Source organism: Sanguibacter sp. Z6_81, from assembly GCF_057180625.1.
This window is the reverse complement of the sequence record NZ_JBXUFV010000003.1, coordinates 261,037-278,808: the sequence shown is the minus strand read 5'-3', so window position 1 is coordinate 278,808 and position 17,772 is coordinate 261,037. Positions and strand designations below refer to the sequence as shown.

Annotated in this window: 17 protein-coding genes and 1 other RNA gene; 8 read left to right on the top strand and 10 right to left on the bottom strand. The window is 67.1% G+C overall.

From position 1 onward, the window contains the following. Window positions 1-22: 22 nt before the first annotated feature. The 10 genes from AC2AXK_RS09660 to AC2AXK_RS09615 form a co-directional block, all read right to left on the bottom strand. Window positions 23-688, bottom strand: a complete 666-nt coding sequence (locus AC2AXK_RS09660; RefSeq protein ID WP_484345155.1) for a class I SAM-dependent methyltransferase — start codon at window positions 686-688, stop codon at window positions 23-25. Window positions 689-815: 127 nt separating this feature from the next. Next, window positions 816-1,183: a transfer-messenger RNA gene (ssrA, locus tag AC2AXK_RS09655) on the bottom strand. A gap of 134 nt (window positions 1,184-1,317) precedes the next feature. Beyond that, a complete protein-coding gene (gene smpB / locus AC2AXK_RS09650; protein WP_484345409.1) occupies window positions 1,318-1,830 on the bottom strand; it encodes an SsrA-binding protein SmpB in 513 nt (170 codons plus the stop codon). A 102-nt stretch (window positions 1,831-1,932) separates the two neighbouring features. Beyond that, window positions 1,933-3,312: a peptidoglycan DD-metalloendopeptidase family protein gene (locus tag AC2AXK_RS09645; protein ID WP_484345154.1), complete on the bottom strand. Its 1,380-nt coding sequence runs from the start codon at window positions 3,310-3,312 to the stop codon at window positions 1,933-1,935. Window position 3,313: 1 nt separating this feature from the next. After that, window positions 3,314-4,228, bottom strand: coding sequence for a permease-like cell division protein FtsX (gene ftsX / locus AC2AXK_RS09640; RefSeq protein WP_484345153.1), 915 nt, complete (start codon window positions 4,226-4,228; stop codon window positions 3,314-3,316). Window positions 4,229-4,239: 11 nt separating this feature from the next. Continuing rightward, window positions 4,240-4,929 (bottom strand): cell division ATP-binding protein FtsE, encoded by a 690-nt coding sequence (gene ftsE, locus AC2AXK_RS09635; RefSeq protein WP_484345152.1) that lies wholly within the window; start codon window positions 4,927-4,929, stop codon window positions 4,240-4,242. 162 nt (window positions 4,930-5,091) lie between these two features. Next, complete coding sequence (gene prfB, locus AC2AXK_RS09630; protein ID WP_484345151.1) at window positions 5,092-6,207, bottom strand: peptide chain release factor 2; 1,116 nt, start codon at window positions 6,205-6,207, stop codon at window positions 5,092-5,094. 58 nt (window positions 6,208-6,265) lie between these two features. Next, window positions 6,266-7,240, bottom strand: coding sequence for an NAD-dependent epimerase/dehydratase family protein (locus tag AC2AXK_RS09625; RefSeq protein WP_484345150.1), 975 nt, complete (start codon window positions 7,238-7,240; stop codon window positions 6,266-6,268). Then, window positions 7,237-9,963, bottom strand: coding sequence for an alpha/beta fold hydrolase (locus AC2AXK_RS09620; RefSeq protein WP_484345149.1), 2,727 nt, complete (start codon window positions 9,961-9,963; stop codon window positions 7,237-7,239). The genes AC2AXK_RS09625 and AC2AXK_RS09620 overlap by 4 nt, the downstream gene beginning before the upstream one ends. After that, the gene (locus AC2AXK_RS09615) at window positions 9,960-10,982 is read right to left on the bottom strand and encodes a 3-oxoacyl-ACP synthase III (protein ID WP_484345148.1); all 1,023 of its coding nucleotides are present in this window, start codon (window positions 10,980-10,982) and stop codon (window positions 9,960-9,962) included. Before AC2AXK_RS09615 ends, AC2AXK_RS09620 begins: the two co-directional genes overlap by 4 nt. A 201-nt stretch (window positions 10,983-11,183) precedes the next feature. On the opposite strand from AC2AXK_RS09615, the gene AC2AXK_RS09610 reads away from it, so the two are divergent. From AC2AXK_RS09610 to AC2AXK_RS09575, 8 genes are all read left to right on the top strand, one after another. After that, window positions 11,184-11,612 (top strand): VOC family protein, encoded by a 429-nt coding sequence (locus AC2AXK_RS09610; RefSeq protein WP_484345147.1) that lies wholly within the window; start codon window positions 11,184-11,186, stop codon window positions 11,610-11,612. Window positions 11,613-11,678: 66 nt separating this feature from the next. Further along, the gene (locus AC2AXK_RS09605) at window positions 11,679-11,900 is read left to right on the top strand and encodes a hypothetical protein (RefSeq protein WP_484345146.1); all 222 of its coding nucleotides are present in this window, start codon (window positions 11,679-11,681) and stop codon (window positions 11,898-11,900) included. A gap of 30 nt (window positions 11,901-11,930) precedes the next feature. Then, window positions 11,931-12,215: a hypothetical protein gene (locus AC2AXK_RS09600; protein ID WP_484345145.1), complete on the top strand. Its 285-nt coding sequence runs from the start codon at window positions 11,931-11,933 to the stop codon at window positions 12,213-12,215. Window positions 12,216-12,300: 85 nt separating this feature from the next. Further along, window positions 12,301-13,389, top strand: a complete 1,089-nt coding sequence (locus AC2AXK_RS09595; RefSeq protein ID WP_484345144.1) for an adenine-specific methyltransferase EcoRI family protein — start codon at window positions 12,301-12,303, stop codon at window positions 13,387-13,389. Next, window positions 13,367-14,389, top strand: a complete 1,023-nt coding sequence (locus AC2AXK_RS09590) for a DNA adenine methylase (RefSeq protein WP_484345143.1) — start codon at window positions 13,367-13,369, stop codon at window positions 14,387-14,389. The genes AC2AXK_RS09595 and AC2AXK_RS09590 overlap by 23 nt, the downstream gene beginning before the upstream one ends. After that, window positions 14,389-14,949, top strand: coding sequence for a hypothetical protein (locus AC2AXK_RS09585; RefSeq protein WP_484345142.1), 561 nt, complete (start codon window positions 14,389-14,391; stop codon window positions 14,947-14,949). The genes AC2AXK_RS09590 and AC2AXK_RS09585 overlap by 1 nt, the downstream gene beginning before the upstream one ends. Window positions 14,950-14,957: 8 nt before the next feature. Then, entirely contained in the window at window positions 14,958-16,139 is a 1,182-nt protein-coding gene (locus tag AC2AXK_RS09580; protein WP_484345141.1) for an AAA family ATPase, read from the top strand. A gap of 35 nt (window positions 16,140-16,174) precedes the next feature. After that, window positions 16,175-17,446, top strand: a complete 1,272-nt coding sequence (locus AC2AXK_RS09575; protein ID WP_484345140.1) for a 5-methylcytosine restriction system specificity protein McrC — start codon at window positions 16,175-16,177, stop codon at window positions 17,444-17,446. Window positions 17,447-17,772: the final 326 nt, after the last annotated feature.

Sequence of the window (17,772 nt, the reverse complement as noted above, 5' to 3'; positions counted from 1 at the left end):
CGGGGAGGCCGATCGCCGTTGGCTACGGGCCGGGAAGGCCCGGTTCGACGCTGGCCGGCGCCTGCCAGCGCAGCACGTACCGGTAGTACAGACCACGCCTGATCCGCACTCCCGGCAGGATCGAGCGGGCAGTCTCCCGGATGGACGACAACCCGTCCCGCGGCGCGGCGATCTGCACGTCCGGGTCCGCTGGCCGCCGCACCGCGTCGACGATCCGCACGACCGGCAGCGCCAGGCCGGAGATCATCCAGTCCGTTGCTGTGACGTTCGCGGCGAGCCCGACGACGACGAGGTGACCACCCGGCGCGACGAGCGCACGAGCCGCCTCCAGACCCGCGCGTGTGTCCATGTGGTGCAGCACGGCGACCATCGTCACGAGGTCGTACTGCTCCCGCAGCACGTCCGCGTGCTCCGCCGGCAGGGAGCCGGCTGCCTCGCTGGTCGCCTTCTCGGGCACGAGTGCACCGTGGGCCAGCCGGACGTCGGGCAGCCCGCGCGTACGGGTGCGAGCCGCTGCAAGGGCACGTGGGTCCGGCTCGAGGCCGGTGACCTCCGCGCTCACGGCAGCGAGCCGCTCCAGGAGCAGCCCGTCACCGCAGCCGATGTCGATCGCCGAACCGGGCCGGCGCTGCGCGAGGCGCAGGATCAGCGGGTGGTACGCGGTGTTGTGGTTCCAGTACTCGGGCATCGGCGCAGTCTGGCGCAGCCTGTCCGGGATGTCGAGGTTCGCGCCTCCCGCACGGCCAGGAGCGCCCGGGAACGCCACAAGGCCGCCCTCCGAGGAGGGCGGCCTTGTGGCACTGCGAGGGGATCTCTGGTGGAGGTGCGGGGAATCGAACCCCGGTCCGGTGACGCAAATCCAGGACTTCTCCGGGCGCAGTCTGCTACGGATTTTCTCGGCCCCAGCACTCACACAGACAAGCTGCTGACAGGCCCAGTCGTCTAAAAGTCCCTGCAGCGCCAACGACGAACGCTGCAAGCAGTGGCTCCCTAGATGACGCCAGGGACTGAGGCGGAAGCTACCTCAGGCTGACGGACTTCAGGACTCGCTCAGGCGGCGAGTGCGAAGTCGGTGCGCTTGGAATCGGCACCTATTGGTTTGCAGACATCGTTTACGAGATAAGTCTGCATCCTCGGCCCGCTTCTCCTCGAAACACGACCACCGTCGAAACCGATCACCCCCTGTGCAGTTGTCAACCACGTCCCGTACGCCTGTGGTGGCCGCGCGGGAAGCAGGTCCAGCATACGGTCTCAACGACCGGGGGCGCTCCTTTATTTCCGAGATCCCGGACAGGCGCTGCAGCGGGGGTCCAGCGGTCAGCGCAGCTCGCGGGCCCGGATCGCGCGGTGCGCCTCGCGGTTGTCCTGCTGCTCACGGAGCGTCTGACGCTTGTCGTACTCCTTCTTGCCGCGGGCGAGCGCGATCTCGACCTTCGCGCGGCCGTCGAGGAAGTACAGCTGCAACGGGATGACCGTGAAGCCCTTCTCCTTCGACTTCTGGTCCAGCCGGTCGATCTCGTCCCGGTGCAGCAGGAGCTTGCGCTTGCGCCGCGGCGCGTGGTTGGTCCACGTACCGTGCGCGTACTCGGAGATGTGCGCGCCCTCGAGCCACGCCTCGCCGCCCTCGATCGAGCAGTACCCGTCGACGAGCGACGCCCGACCGGCGCGCAGCGCCTTGACCTCCGTGCCGGACAGGACGAGGCCTGCCTCGAACACATCGTCGATGACGTAGTCGTGACGCGCCTTCTTGTTGCTCGCGACGAGCTTGCGCACGGGGCCCTGGTCGACCTTCTTGGGCGGCCGCTTGGAGCCGTCGGGCACCATGTACATCTTGGCCATGGCCTCACACCTCCAGGTGGTCGTCGGTTGCCGTGGGACGTCCCAGCGTAGATCACCGACCGCTGACGTCCCACGGATTTTGCTGGCGGCCGACTACCGCAGCATCGTCATGGGGTCGACGGTGCCACCGTTGACGTACACCTCGAAGTGGAGGTGGCAGGCGGTGCTCGTGCCCGTGTTGCCCGAGTAGCCCACCAGCTGCCCCTTCGACACCGACTGCCCACCCGAGACGGCGAAGCTCGTGAGGTGGTTGTAGCTCGTCATGAGGCTCGAGCCGTTGACGTACCCGTGGTCGACGAGCACCTGGTTGCCGTAGCCGCCGCGGTACTTCGCCCACTGCACAGTCCCACCCGCAGACGCGTAGATCGCCGTCCCGCAGTACGCGCGCAGGTCGGTCCCGGCGTGCAGCCTGCTGTATCCGAGCACGGGGTGCAGCCGCCAGCCGTAGCTCGACGTCACGTACGGGACGGAGGTCGGGTAGCTGAGGACCGAGCCTCCCCCGGAGCTCGGTGGGGCTGGCGCCGGCGCGGGCGCCGGTGCGGGCGCGGACGACCCGGGCTTGGGCTTGGCGGCTGCCGCCGCGGCCGCGGCCGCCTGTCGGGCCGCCTCCTGCTCCGCCGCGATGCGCGCTCGTTCTGCCTCCTGGAGGCCGATGATGTCCTGGATCTCCGTCGTCAGGGTGCTGCCCGCCGCAGCCAGCTCGTCCTGGCGCTGCTGCTCGATCGCCTTGCGGTCCTCGATGGTCTGCTTCTTGAGGGTCTGCTCCCCCACGAGCCGCTCCACCTCGGTCTTCGCGTCGGCCGCGGCCTGCTCCGCCTCGTCGGCCTCGACGACCTTCGCGTCAGCCTCCGTCTTGAGGTCGGCGATGGCGACCTCGACGGCTTCCAGCCGGACCTCGCTGTTCTTCGACACCGCCTCCGTCTGGCGGAGCTCGTCGAGCGAGGTCGTCTGGGTCCGCATCGCGGTGGACGCCATGGAGTACTCGCTGATGAACTCCTCGGTCGTCTGGGCTCCGACGACGAACTCGAGGCCGGAGAAGCCCATGTCGCCCTTGGCTGCCTGGCGGGCCATCTCAGCGACACCATTCCGGGCATCCGATGCGGCGGTGGCGTTGGTCTCGATCTCCGCTGTCAGCGTGACCTTCTCGTCCTGCGCGTCCACGAGGCGCTGCGCGAGAGCGTCGGCCTCACGCTGGGCCGTCTCGAGGGTGGCGGTGGCCTGCACCAGGACGGCCTCGGCGACGGGCAGCTGGGCCTCGACCGTCTGGAGGTCGAGGTACGCCTGCGCGAGCTCGGTGTCCGTCTCCGCGAGGTCGGCGGTCGTCTGGTCCAGCGCCGCCTTGTTCGCGTCGGCCTGACGCTGCGCCTCGGCGAGCCGGTCGTCGAGGTCGTCCGCGGAGGCGGGCAGCCCTCCGAGACCGACGAACAACCCGAGACACAGGACGGCGGCGAGGACGGAGCGGGCCTTGTTCATGTCAGACCTTCGTGTAACGGCGCAGGGTCACGATCGAGGAGATCGCGGCGAGCAGGAACGCGACGCCGATGAGGATCGGCGCGATCACGAGCACATCGCTCGTCGTGACGTAGGGGATCCACTGCACCGACTGACCGAGCCAGTCCTCGATGAGGAACCGCACACCCACCCAGAGCCCAGCGACCGCCATGAGTGCGCCGATGGTCGCGGCGATCGCGCCCTCGAGCATGAACGGCAGCTGGATGAAGAACGTCGACGCCCCCACGAGCCGCATGATCCCCGTCTCCCTGCGCCGACTGAGTGCAGACAGCCGGATCGTCGTGGTGATGAGGAGCACCGCCGCGACGAGCATGACCCCGGCGAGTCCCGCCGACAGCAGCGTCATGCGGTCGAGGACGAGGAACAGGGGCTCGAAGATCTGCCGTTGGTCACGGACCTCCTCCACGCCGGGATGCCCGGTCAGGACGTCGTTGATGACCTCGTACTGCTCCGGGTCCGTGAGCTTGATGCGGTAGGACGCGTTCATGTCGTCCTCGGTGACGCTGTTGAACCACCACCGGTCGGCGAACTGCTCCGAGAACGTCACCCAGGCCTCGGCCTTGCTCTCGAACATCACCGTGTCGACCTCGGGGGCGACCTCCGGCGACTCGAGAAGGTCGGCGACGGCCGCGATCTGGTCCTCCGTCGCCTCACCGCCGGCGCACGTCGGGACCGTCGAGCCCTGCGGGCAGAGGTAGACGCTGATCTCGACCTTGTCGTACCACTCCCCCTTGAGCTTCGCGATCTGCATCTGGGTGAGCACGGCGGCGCCGACGAAGGTCAGCGACACGAACGTCACGAGGATGACCGAGACGGTCATCGACAGGTTGCGTCGAAGACCGATGCCGATCTCGGAAAGGATGAACTGGAAACGCACGTGTGATCTCCTCAGCGGGCCGAGCCGTAGACACCGCGGGACTGGTCACGGACCAGCTCACCGCCGGACAGCTCGATCACGCGCTTGCGCATCTGGTCGACGATCTCGTCGTCGTGGGTGGCCATGACGACGGTGGTCCCCGTCCGGTTGATCCTGTCGAGCAGCCGCATGATCCCGAGGGACGTCGTCGGGTCGAGGTTCCCGGTGGGCTCGTCGCACAGGAGGATCGAGGGGCGGTTGACGAACGCGCGCGCGATCGCCACGCGCTGCTGCTCACCGCCCGAGAGCTCGTGGGGCCGGCGCTTCTCCTTGCCAGCCAGGCCGACCATCTCGAGGGTCTCGGGGACGGTCGTCACGATGTGGTGGCGCGGCTTGCCGATGACCTGGAGGGCGAACGCGACGTTCTCGAACACGGTCTTGTTCGGGAGCAGCCGGAAGTCCTGGAACACCGCCCCGATCTGGCGGCGCATCATCGGCACCTTCCAGTTCGACAGGTTCTGCAGGTCGCGCCCGGCCACGAAGACGTTCCCGGACGTGGCGCGCTCCTCACGGAGCACCAGACGCAGGAACGTCGACTTGCCGGAGCCCGACGCTCCGACGAGGAACACGAACTCGCCGCGCTCGATCTCGAGGGACACGTCGTCCAGAGCCGGCTTCGCGCCACGCGCATAGACCTTGGTGACGTTCTCGAACCGGATCACAGGGACCATCTTCTGCTCGGGGGCGCGCGGCGGATGCCACAGGGCGTATCGAGGGTAGACACGCCCACGGTGCTAATCGGCGCAGACACGCCGCCCATGAGCGAGAGCACACGGGCGAGAGCACACGAGCGAGAGCGGGGGCGCCCTCGGCGGCTGCGCGGGTCAGTCGGTCTTGGACCGGCGCCAGCGGATGCCGGCCTCGATGAAGTCGTCGATCTCGCCGTCGAACACCGCGCCGGTGTTGCTCACCTCGTGCTCGGTCCGGAGGTCCTTGACCATCTGGTACGGCTGGAGCACGTACGAGCGCATCTGGTCTCCCCAGCTCGCCTTGACGTCGCCCGCCAGCTCCTTCTTCTTGGCCTTCTCCTGCGCCTGGCGCTCGATGAGGAGCCTGGAGGCGAGGACGCGCATGGCCGCCGCGCGGTTCTGGATCTGGGACTTCTCGTTCTGCATCGACACGACGATCCCCGTGGGGATGTGGGTGAGGCGGACCGCGGAGTCGGTCGTGTTGACGGACTGTCCACCGGGGCCCGACGAGCGGAACACGTCGACCCGGATCTCGTTCTCGTCGATGTCGATGTGGTCGGTCTGCTCGATGAGCGGGATGACCTCCACCGCCGCGAAGGAGGTCTGGCGACGGCCCTGGTTGTCGAACGGCGAGATGCGCACGAGGCGGTGCGTCCCGGCCTCGACGGAGAGGTTGCCGAAGGCGTAGGGCGCCTTGATCTCGAAGGTGGCGGACTTCAGCCCTGCCTCCTCCGCGTAGGAGGTGTCGAGGACCGACGTCGGGTACCCGTGGCGCTCGGCCCAGCGCAGGTACATGCGCATGAGCATCTCTGCGAAGTCCGCGGCGTCGACGCCGCCGGCACCGGCACGGATCGTCACGACCGCCTCGCGCGCGTCGTACTCACCCGAGAGCAGCGTCTTCACCTCGAGCTCGCCGAGGTCCTTGCGGATCCCCGCGAGCTCGGCCTCGGCCTCGGCGACCGTGTCGGCGTCGTCCGCCCCGTCACCCTCGGTCGCCATCTCGACGAGGACCTCGAGGTCGTCGATCCGCGACTCCATGCTCGTGATGCGGTCGAGATCGGACTGGGCCTGCGAGAGCGCGGTCGTGACCTTCTGCGCGGCGTCGGTGTCGTCCCACAGGTCGGGTGCGGACGCCTGCTCGGACAGCTCGGAGATGCGTACGCGCAGCGCATCGGGGTCGGTCACGGCGCTGATCGTCGCGAGGGTGCCCCGCAGGGCGCTGATCGCGGAGGAGAAGTCGGTGGTAGCCACGATCGTCTAGGTTACGCGACTCGCGTGGTGCCGACCTCGCCGACCGGTCCGCTGGCGCTCACGGCGCCGCGTAGGACGCGGCGAGGCGTCGCATGCCCTCCTCGAGCGTCACACCGGGCGCCCACTGCAGGTCGGAGCGGGTGCGGCGCTGGTCGAACCAGTGCGCGGTGGACAGCTGCTCGGCGAGGAACCGCGTCATGGGCGGCTCGTCCTCGCCGGGCCGGCGACGCCACACCGCCTCCACGAGGGACCCGGCTGCGCGGGCAGCAGCGGCAGGCACGCGCCAGCGCGGCGCGGCGACGCCTCCGGCGGCGCAGATGCCGGCGATCACCTCGGCGATGGGTCGCGGCTCGCCGTTCGTCACGACATAGGCGTTCCCGCGGACGGACGGCGCACGGTCGAGCGCCGCGACGATCGCGCTCGCCGCGTTGTCGATGTACGTCGTGTCGATGAGCGCCGCCCCGTCGTCGAGGAGCGGCAGCCGGCCCGCGCGGGCGCGTTCGACGATGCGCGCCGTGAGCTGCGTGTCGCCCGGTCCCCACACGAGGTGGGGACGCACGGCGACGACGGCCATCGCGACCGAGTCGGCGTCGAGCGCGAGGAGCTCGGCGATCGCCTTCGTCCGCGCGTAGTCGCCGCGTGCGCGGGCGGGATCGGCCGGCAGGGCGTCGTCGCCCATGATCGGCTCGCCGGTGTGCGCGACGGACGGGGAGGAGACCTGGACGAACCGGTCCACGCCGTGGGTGGCGGCCGCGGCGAGGAGGGTCCTCGTCCCGCCGACGTTGACGCGGTCGAAGTCCGCGGGGTCTCCGGCGAGGGAGACCTTCGCGGCGAGGTGCACGACGGCATCGACGCCCTCGGTCGCTCGTTCGACGTCCTCCCGGCTCGTCACCGAGCCGCGGACGTCCTCGACACCGACGACCTGGCTGGGGCTGCGCTGGAACGTGCGCACGGTGTCGCCGCGGTCCCGCAGGAGCGCAGCGACGGCGCCTCCGAGCAGGCCGCTCGCGCCGGTCACGAGGACGGCGGTCATGGACGCCTCAGCCTCCCGCCGGCGAGCACCGCGGCAGCCCACGTCGCGAGGCGTGCGCGGTCGATCTTGGAGTTGTGCCGCACGTCTGTGGGCAGGGCGGGCACGACGAGCACCGCAGCGAGGGGTCGGCTCGTCGCGGCGCGGACCGCGTCCGCGAGCTCCGGTGGGGCGAGCCGGACCCGGCGTGACGTCGTCGAGGTCTCGACGACCGCGACGAGGAGCTGCGTGCCGACCGGTCCGATGCCGACGACGGCCGCTCGGCGCACGTCGGGCACCGACTCGACCTCCTGCTCGAGCCCGACGGGCGTGACGACTCCCGCCGCGGTGACGACGACGTGCGCGAGGCGGCCCTCGATCCACAGGCGTCCGGCCTCGTCGAGGTGCCCGACGTCGCCGGTCCGGTGCCAGCGTTCGTCCGTCGAGGCCGCGTCCTTGCTGGCACGGTTGGTGAGCCACAGGCGGTCGTAGTGGTCCTTGACGTGCGCCGCGCGCACGACGACCTCTCCCGTGATGCCCGGGTCGGACGCGGGGGCGCCCGTCGCGGCACCGGAGGCGTCGAGGGCACTGATGCGGATGTCGACGCCCTGCGCGGGCGAGCCGACGCACACGCCCCCCGACGCACCCGCGGGTTCGTGGTTCGACGCGTCCCGGATCTCGTCGAGGGTGACGTCCGTGAGGAGCAGGCCCTCGGTCATCCCGTAGGGGGTGTGCGGGGTCGCACCCGGCATGAGCCGTGCCGCCTCGGACAGGAGCTGCTCGGAGACGGGCGCCCCCGCGGAGAGGAACGTCCGGACGCCCGCGAGCGCCTCGTGGTCGGTGGCCGTGAGCTCACCGGCGGTCGCCACGACGTTCGTCAACGCCGCGGGCGAGAGGAACAGGACGGTCGCGTCGACGGCGGCGACCGCGTCGGCCACGGCGCGGGCGGTGAGCGTCCGCGGGGCGGTGACGTTCATGTCGGGCGTCACGGAGCAGGCGCCGAGCGCGGGGCCCAGCAGCGCGAAGGGAGCGAACCCGGCGACGAGGCCGGTTCCGACACCCATCTCGTACTGCCGGGCGAGGGCGCGTGCGACGGCGGAGAGCTGCGCGTGCGTGTAGACGACGCCCTTGGCCGGGCCGGTCGACCCGGAGGTGAAGAGGACAGCGGCGACGTCGGAGGGGGACGGAGCGGGAGGGAGCTCACCCGGGATCCGAGCGAGTCGCTCGGCGCCCCGCTCGGCGAGGTCCGGCAGGCTCCAGCACACGCCGAGGGCGCGGGCCGTGGCGCGCGGCAGGTCCGTGGTGGAGATCTTCTGGCCGGGCCAGCCGAGCGCGCGTGCCGCTGCGAGCCCCGGGACAGCGCCGATGACGTGGTCGGGCCACGCGCCGCGCACGGCGCGGGTCAGTCCACGCAGGCCGAGCCCGGCGTCAGCGACGACGACGACGGCGCCGATGCGCAGGCACGCGTAGAGGACAGCCGTGAGGTCGGCGCCCGGCTGGACGAGCAGGGAGACGCGGTCTCCCTTGCGGACGCCCGCGGAGTGGAGCCCTCCAGCGAGCTCCCGCACGCGTCGTGCGAGCAGGCGCCAGGACACGGTGCGGGGGCCTGTGCCGGTCGGCGGCGCCATCTCCACGAGAGCGGTGTCCTCGCGGTCGCTCAGCGTGTCGAGGTAGTGCCACAACGGCAGGTCGTCGGGCGCGGGCTCGTCCTGGTCCGCTGCCGGTGCGACGAGGGTGCCGCCGGACGGCAACCGGTCGCCGAGCCAGGTGAGCGCGGCGGTCGCATAGTCGACGTCTTCGGCGACGAGGTGCCCGGCATCCTCGAACCGATGGATGTCGGCGTGCGGGAGGCGGTCGGCGAGGTCGTCAAGGTACCGGTCGCTGAAGATGGGGTCCCGCGGGCCCCACAGCAGGAGCGCCGGGACCTCGAGCGTGCGGACGCCGTCGGCGATGCGGTGGAGCTCTGCGGTGCTGCGGTGGCTGGCGTCGACGGGGATGTCGGCGACGAATCCCCCGATGCCACCGCGGCGGTCCGCGGTGCGGTAGGGCGCGCGGTACGCGTCCTTCACGGCGCCGGGGAGCCCCGGGCGGGCGAGCGCGAGGGTCGTCTCGAGGAAGGCGGGGGTCGTCACTGTGGCCGGGCCGAGCACCCCGGGACGCAGTGCGAGGCGCAGCGGGGCGGGGATGGGGTCCTGCTCGGACTGGTGCACCGCCGTGTTGAGCAGCATGACGCCGAGGAGCTCGTCGGGGTGGTCCACGGCCCAGCCGAGCGACACGACGCCACCCCAGTCGTGCCCGAGGGTGACCACGGGCGTGCCGGCGAGGCCGAGGGCGTCCGTGAGGCGGCCGAGGTCCCGGACGCGCTGCTCCAGTGGACGCGCGCGGCCTGTCCGCTCCGAGAACCCCATGTCGAGCTGGTCGACGGCGACGACACGCCAGGCGTCGCGACCGTCGGCGGCGGCGTCGGTCGCGGCGGCGACGAGCCGGCGCCAGAGGTAGGACCACGTGGGGTTGCCGTGGACGCAGAGGACGGTGCCGACGGGCGCCACGCCGAGCGCAGCGAGTTGGCCGGCGTTGTCGAGGACGTGCCACGTCCGGTCCTGCTGGTCGCCCGCGGGAGCGTCCGCGTCGGACGACGACGTGGTCGTCACGAGGCGGGAGAAGCGGGGATCGAGACCGTCGAGGCCGTGCGGGGGCAGCGAGGCGGGCGCCGTGGCCGACGCCGCCCCGGGGAGGCGGTACCTCACCAGGCGATCTCCATCATCGCTGTGTTGAGGCCGGACCCGACCCCCATGAGCAGGACCCGGTCCCCTGCGGAGAGGTGCTTGGCCTCCTGGGCGAGGGTGATGGGGATCGATGCGGGCCCGACGTTGCCGAGGTGCGAGTACGTGACGGGCACCTTGGAGCGGTCGAGCTTCGCAGCCTTGACGATCGCGTCGGTGTGGACGTCGGAGACCTGGTGGAGGATGTAGCGGTCCATCGAGGACCAGTCCCAGTCCTTCTTGGCTTCCTGCCACGCGGCGACGACGAGCTCCATGCCGCCCTTGAGCAGCGCCTTGGCATCGGTGAACATGCCTTCCACGCTGCCGACGCACAGATCGTTGAACTGGGTGGCCGCACGGGTGACACCACCGAGGATCCGGTGCCCGCCGGGGTGCTTGTCCGCTGGGCCGAGCACGGCGGCGGCGGCGCCGGAGCCGAGGGTGAGGCTGGCGAACTCGCTCATGAAGTCGGCGCGGCTGACGCCGTCGCGGCCGAGCCGCTCGATGGTGTTGTCCTGGATCTCGTCGGCGTCCTCGCCGTTGATGACGACGGCGTACTGGATCTGTCCCGCGTCGATGAGCTGGGCAGCCAGGCTCATGCCGTTGACGAACCCGAGGCACGCGTTGGCGATGTCGAAGTTGATGGCCGAGGACGGCAGGCCGAGCCCGTGGTGGATGCGTACGGCGACGGACGGTTCGAGGTGCTTGCGGGTGACGGAGGTGTTGATGATGAGGCCGACCTGGCCGGCTTCGATGCCCGCCTCGGCGAGCGCCTTCTCCCCCGCCTCGACCGCGGCACCGTCGAACGTCTGACCCTCGGCCCAGTTGCGGCGCTCGTGGACGCCGGCGACCCGCTGGAGCAGGCCCGCAGGCATCCGCAGGCGCTTGAGCACCGGCTTGAGGCGCTCGTCGATCTGCGCGGACGTGGTCACGCGCTCTGCCATCGTCGTCGCGAGCGACAACAGCGCCACGTTGCGGTGCACTGCGGTTGCGTTGCCGTTCACTCCACGTCCGTTCCGTCCACGATGCCGGGCCCTCACTGCCTGACGATTCTGCCACCCGCTCCGCAGCCACGCTCCCGATGACCCATGACGCATGTCACATCAGCGATGAGCGGAATGTGGGAACCGTCCACGGGGTCTCGGCGGCGCCTGCCGCCCACTCGCACCCTTCCGTCGATTCGTCCTGAATCGTACTGTTGGAGGATGGGCTACCGATTCCAGGTCACGGTCGACGCCACGGACCCGCACACCCTCGCAGACTGGTGGGCACAGACGCTCGGGTGGCAGGTGGAGTCCACCGACCCTGCCCTCATCCGTTCGCTCGTCGAGCAGGGTGTGGCGCACGAGACCGACACCCTCGTCCACAACGGACAGCTCGTCTGGGCTGACGGTGCTGCGATCACCGACCCCGACGCGCCGGGTACCCCACGCGTGCTGTTCATGGGCGTCCCCGAGGCCAAGACCGTGAAGAACCGGATGCACCTCGACGTGCGCATCGGCGACGACGACGTCGACGAGGTGCGCGGCGCGCTCGAGGAGCGCGGTGCGCGGTTCCTCTACGTCGGTCACGAGGGCCCGAGCTCGTGGATCACCATGGCCGACCCGGAGGGCAACGAGTTCTGTCTGACGTGAACCGCGCCGCAGGACGGGCCGCGCGGTGCGGCCCACCCGTCGGTAGGCAGTGCGGAGCCAGCGTGGGTGCGTGGTGCGGAGCTCTGGGGATTCCCGGTCCAGCGGCTGCCGATCTGGCTGTTGGAGCCGTTGCCGATGCTGGTCAATATCCTTATGGTGCTGGCGTTGTTGACCACTGCGGGCTATGCATCGTTGCACCTGGTCGAGAAGCTGGCGATCGCTGTTGGCGGGCTGCTCTCGGCCCGGGTCGATCGGTCTTCGATACCCATCCCGGGCGCAACCGCGTGACTGTCAGATGCTGGTGGCAACATCGCCGGCATGAGCGCACCGCGAACTGCTGACGTCGTCCACCACCTGTACCAGCGAGCGCCGGCACTGGGTCTCATCCCCTACTGCGGCGTGGTTCCCGGCTCCGACAAGCTCACCGGCGACTGGAACACAGGCCATGACCGCGATGAGCTGCTCGAGTGCGTGGGCTTCGGCTTGCCGGTCTACATGACGTGCGCGTCGCCCGAAGCGCTGGGCGGATTCACGCCACCGATCCTCAGCGACGACGGGGACTGGCCTACCGAAGCGGCGCTCGTCGCTCCTCGCCAGTGGTGAACTGCAGCGTTGGTACGATGCCAATTCAGTACGCGCAGGCACTAGATCGTGCGCGTCAGTTATACATGAAGGACAAAGGACGGAAATGGTGACGACCGTAAGGAACCGAGACTTCCAAGACGCTAAGCAGGCGAAGAAGGACGAGTTCTACACACAGTTGTCCGACATCGAGAAGGAACTGCGGCATTATTCCGCTCACTTCAAGGACAAGGTCGTCTACCTGAATTGCGATGATCCGCGAGTCAGCAACTTCTTCCGCTACTTCGCATCGAACTTCGAGCAACTTGGGCTCAAAAAGCTGATCGCCACTTGCTATAAGACTAGGGGTCCGCACGATTTCGGCCGTGGAGGACCGAGCCAGGCAGTATGGCTGGAATACAACGGCGACCAAGACGGAAACGGTGCGCCCGATCCCGACGAGATCGGCGTACGGCACATGAAGGGCGACGGCGATTTCCGCAGCCCTGAGAGCGTCGAGCTCCTAAAGCAGGCCGACATCGTGGTTACCAATCCACCATTCTCGCTCTTCCGAGAGTACGTAGCCCAACTCATCGAGCATGATAAGAAGTTTGTCATTCTTGGCAACATGAATGCTCTGACCTACAAGGAGATCTTCCCGCTCTTCCAGAACGACCAGATGTGGTACGGCCCGAGCATCCGGAGCGGCGACCGCGAGTTTCGCGTGCCTGACGACTACCCTCTGACCGCCGCCGGCACCAGGATTGATGACCAGGGGAACAAGTATGTCCGGGTCAAAGGGGTCCGTTGGTTTACCAATCTGGACTACCCGGAACGGCACCAGGACCTCGATCTGACGAAGAACTACCGACCCTGCGACTACCCGCGTTACGCGAATTTTGACGCGATCGAAGTGGGTAAGACCGCAGACATCCCCGCAGACTACGACGGCTTGATGGGCGTTCCGATTACGTTCATCGACAAGTACAACCCTGATCAGTTCGAGATCGTCGGCTCCAGTAAGACGATGGGCAAGAAGATGTCCGACATCGCCGAAAAGGGTACCTACCAGCAGGGTGGGCCACGGTTCTATCTCCCTGTTGACCGGGGCGGTTACCGGCGCATGTACGACAGGATCGTCGTTAGAAACAAGCGTCTTGCGAGCGCTTCCGGGTCACGAAGCACGGAGGACCATGTCGTATCGCTATCTCGGTAACAAGACCAAGCTCGCAGACTGGATCGTCGGCGAGATCTCGGGCATCCTCCCGCCGGGCTCGTCCATAGCCGACCCCATGTGTGGCACCGCTTCGGTCTCCATGGCGCTTGCTCGAGCTGGCTATGACGTGACAGCTTCGGACGCGCTCACCTTCCCAGTGGTCCATGCCCGCACGCGCCTGCTGGCCAAGCAGGCACCAGCCTTCGAAGCCCTCGGCGGCTACCACATGGCGCTGGAGTGGATGCGCACCGTCAAGCCCCGACAAGGCTACTTCTACAAGGAGTTCGGCGCGCAGGGCACTCCAGCGAACGGCAGAGAGCCGAGGCTCTACTTCTCTGCGGATAACGCCGCGCACATCGACGGCGTACGCGAAGGGATCTTGGAGTTGCGATCGGCTGGCGCCTTAACCGACATCGAGCACAGCGTCCTACTGCAGCATCTGCTCCTGTCGACCAACAAGGTTGCCAACATCAGCGGCACTTACGGCTACTTCCGTAAGTCCCTTTCAGGACCGTCACTGAAGCCGCTCACGTTCGAGCCACTCGAGTTCGAGGACACGCCTGGCATCCACCGGGTTCTGCAGGGACCAGTCGAGAATCTTGCGCCCTCACTGGAAACCGATGCTGTGTATCTGGATCCGCCATACACTAAACGCCAGTATGCCGGGAACTACCACGTCCTTGAGACGCTGGCCCAGGAAGACGAGCCCGTCGCGGCCGGAGATGGAGGTCTACGCCCTTGGACCGATCAAGCGTCCGACTTCTGCTACCGACGGACTGCGGGCCGCGCCTTTAGAGAGACGCTGAAGCGTCTGAACGCACGCCACGTCTTCATCTCATACAGTGAAGATGGCCAGGTCAAGGAAGATGAGCTTCTCGCCATCCTGAGCGATTTCGGAAAAGTCGTCATCCATGAGCAACCACATGTCCGGTACCGCAGCAACGGCCGAGTGAAGGATGGAACTGTGTTAGAGCGTCTTTATCATGCGGAAGTTTCCTGATGCGGCAGCAGATGCTGAACATTGAACGCATTTGGTGGCGGAACGTACAGCCAGGCGAGTTCTACAACATCGAACGCCACCATCAGATCCGCGGTGGCGGAGGCTCGCTTTACATTGAAGTACCGAGTTCTATGGTTCCTGAGACGCTCGACTTCCTCGACATGTCGGGAAAGAATGTCGAAGCCCTGCCCGTCATCACGATCCAAGCAGGAGTCATAGGTCTGCCTGGCGCTTCAGGTCCCATCGAATTCCAGCGCAAAACCGGTGGGCGTATGCGGATCGCGAGGCAGAATCGGCAACAGCCGAATTCACAACGCCACCCTGCATGGACAGCCGCGCGAGGGTTCCCGACAGCACCCGACGATGTTCAGAGCAAAGAAGAGGCGTTGCCCTACTTCCCAGAGGGCGGTCTTCGCATCTACATCGCGAAGACTTTTGACGGCAATTACTATGCGGGTTTCAAGAAGGGGCTACGCCCTCCCGGCATGGAAAGGCACGATCCGTCATGGGATCTATTTACCCAGGGCAAGACGGTTGGCGGAGTCATCGATGCGGGTTGAGGTAGCACATGGCTGACAAGATCAATGACATCTTCGCCTCATGGGGGCAGGGAAGGAACGTGCTCCTTTACGGGCCGCCAGCAACCGGCAAGACGAGACTGATCAGCCAGTTGTTCCAAGCGCTGCAGGAGCCTCCGCCGAGCACTCGGGGAATCCTGCTCGATCCCAGCGATGCAGACACTCCTTTCAGCCGGCCGAAGCAGAAGATCACGATCCCTCAGCCCGCCAAAGTCGTTTGGACCACCTTCCACCAGTCCTACGGCTACGAGGATTTTGTCCTTGGCCTTCGACCCGCAATGTCCGGCGGGGAAACGCGCCTCGAGCCGTGGGCGGGCGTGTTCCTAGATGCCGCTCTTGAACTCTCGGACGAGGATTCCAAATATGAATCGGTCGTGATCTTCATTGACGAGATCAACCGGGGTAATGCCGCGCGGATCTTCGGAGAATTCATGACGTTCCTCGATTTTGATTACCGTGACGAAGGGGAAGTTCCTCTACCTCTTCCCCTGCGGCAGTTGGCATTCAGCGAAGGTGAAAGCGAAGAAATTCGCAGGCCGGGTGGCGCTCCGGCCAGCCTCCCCGAGGGCTTCGTTTTTCCCAAGCACGTTTATGTAGTCGCTACTATGAACAGCGTCGATCGCGCGGCGGTACCGATCGACAGTGCTCTGGCACGACGATTCGACCGCATCGAGATGCGGCCCAACCTCGACGTTCTCGCCGATCACTGGGGCATCGATGCCACCTTGATTCCAACGCCTAGTAACATCAACTGGGAGACGCTCGACCCATTCCAGACCGCTTACTTGCTGTTGGATCGACTCAACGTGGTCATTGCATCCGACCTCGGCTCAGAGTTTGAACTGGGGCACGGCCTTTTGACCCCAATCTCGGCCACGGAGACGGGTTCCGACGGGTCAGAGCATCCTGTTCCGGAACAGGATGCCTGGCGGAGTTTGGCCAAAACGTGGGACGACGTTCTATTCCCTCAGCTCGAGGATAGGTACTCGGGACGCCCGGAGCAGTTGATGGACCTCCTCCACGTCGACACTCCGCCGGCAAACGGTAAGTTTGCATGGGCTCTGCGCACCTCGAAGGCGGGTACAGCTGCCGCTCGGGCACTTGCACCGATCCGGGTCAGCGAGTTGGAAAATGATGTCATCAAGCGGTCATTCAGGTGGCTTACACGCTGAGCGCACCGCGGCGCGTGGCTCTCCAGGAGTACGGCGTGCCAGCGGTGCGCAGCATCGAAGAGATTGACCTGCAGGCACTTGCCGAGGCCAATGTGCGCTGGAAACGAGCATTGAACCTGCGTGATGACCCGATTCGCGTTGACGATCTCGGGAATGGACAGGTGAAGCTTCGGGCCGAGGCGGTCACCGGCGTCGTTCGCGTCGGGCAGACGGACATCGAGATTGCACCGAAGTTTCTCAGCACAGCCGTGGGAAGTTGGCAGACCGTGCTTTGGCGGATTCTCTCGGTCGTCGAAGGCGGTCACGTCGATGACACGATGACCACTGCGCACGAGTCCGATTCGCTCTCAATGCCTGACCTGCTCGCCGAGATATTCTTGGCCTCCTATGCGAGAGGCGGTGCCCGTGGACTGCCACGTGGCTATCTATCGGAGCAGGCATCAGGACCCGCGCTCCGTGGCGCGTTGGATCTCTCGCGCTTGAGTGAGTGGATCGCCACTCCTTGGGAGGTTCCATACGTCGCGGACTTGCTTACGGACGATACGCCGCTGGCTCGGCTCCTGCGCTGGGCCGCAGAGTGCCTTGCCGCCACCGTGAAAGCTCCAGGGCGGGCACGTGCTCTGCGGGAAATCGAAGCGGAGTTATCGCACGTTGGGCGGCAGCCGCCGCACCTCCTCGACGCGCAACGGATCGAGCTCGGGACACAGCATCGCGGATTGGAAGCGGCCAAGGTGGTTGGCCAACTGTTGCTCGAAGGCGCTGGCGTCCATCACGCTCTCGGCAAGCACGCGCTCTCCGGCTTCTTGTGGAAGTCCGACACGATCTATGAGAACTACGTTTACTGGCTTTGCGGGCGCGCGGCCAGCAAGCGGGGTGAGCACGTCAGCAAGCATTCGATCGAGTTTGGGACGCTTGTGTCTGGGCGTGGCCGCCGGCTGGAAACCATCCCCGACGTCGTGTTTCGCGACGCCGAGGGTGGCCCCGTTGCCGTAACCGACTCGAAGTACAAGGTGCTCGGGACCCGCCCGCAGTCGTCGGACACGTACCAAGTGCTGACGGCTGGGCACGTCCTGGGTTGTACTCGTGTGTCGCTCACGTACCCGGTTGCGCAGGACCGCGAACCGACAGTCTGGCGGGTTTCATCGAAACTTGGCGGTCAGGACATAGAACTGACCGCACTGCCCCTCAACTTGATGTCCTTGACTCGACCTGACGGTCAGGAGCTCCTGATCGAGAAGATCGGACAGTGGCTTGCATCGGCGACGGCTGCCTCTGGCGAAGGTGAGGCATCCATCGACGACGGCTGAATCTCCCGGCCGCGAAATCTGGAGAGTCTCCGCGAAGACCGAGGGTTCGCGCGACACAACCATTGTTTGATAGAGACGTTATACAATTCGCGACCGTGCGTTGATCCAGATCTCCTCGACCTCCGGATCGTCGGGGTACTTCTGCAACGGCCCCAACCCGCTACCGCGTCCATGACGGACTTCGTCGCCGACGATGTGTCCACCAACGTCGGCACCACACCGAGCATCGACCGCGAGTCATAGGCCGCCACGTCCCGCGGAGGATCCAACCCCTGCGGCGCACGAGTTCACGCACCTCGGACTCCAGAATCGCCACACCATCCACG

Coding starts and splice junctions, on each gene's coding strand:
- AC2AXK_RS09580 (WP_484345141.1), top strand. CDS start 14,958: ATGGCTGACAAGATCAATGACATCTTCGCCTCATGGGGGCAGGGAAGG.
- AC2AXK_RS09600 (WP_484345145.1), top strand. CDS start 11,931: ATGAGCGCACCGCGAACTGCTGACGTCGTCCACCACCTGTACCAGCGA.
- AC2AXK_RS09585 (WP_484345142.1), top strand. CDS start 14,389: ATGCGGCAGCAGATGCTGAACATTGAACGCATTTGGTGGCGGAACGTA.
- smpB (WP_484345409.1), bottom strand. CDS start 1,830: ATGTACATGGTGCCCGACGGCTCCAAGCGGCCGCCCAAGAAGGTCGAC.
- AC2AXK_RS09660 (WP_484345155.1), bottom strand. CDS start 688: ATGCCCGAGTACTGGAACCACAACACCGCGTACCACCCGCTGATCCTG.
- AC2AXK_RS09625 (WP_484345150.1), bottom strand. CDS start 7,240: ATGACCGCCGTCCTCGTGACCGGCGCGAGCGGCCTGCTCGGAGGCGCC.
- AC2AXK_RS09645 (WP_484345154.1), bottom strand. CDS start 3,312: ATGAACAAGGCCCGCTCCGTCCTCGCCGCCGTCCTGTGTCTCGGGTTG.
- AC2AXK_RS09610 (WP_484345147.1), top strand. CDS start 11,184: ATGGGCTACCGATTCCAGGTCACGGTCGACGCCACGGACCCGCACACC.
- AC2AXK_RS09590 (WP_484345143.1), top strand. CDS start 13,367: ATGTCGTATCGCTATCTCGGTAACAAGACCAAGCTCGCAGACTGGATC.
- AC2AXK_RS09595 (WP_484345144.1), top strand. CDS start 12,301: ATGGTGACGACCGTAAGGAACCGAGACTTCCAAGACGCTAAGCAGGCG.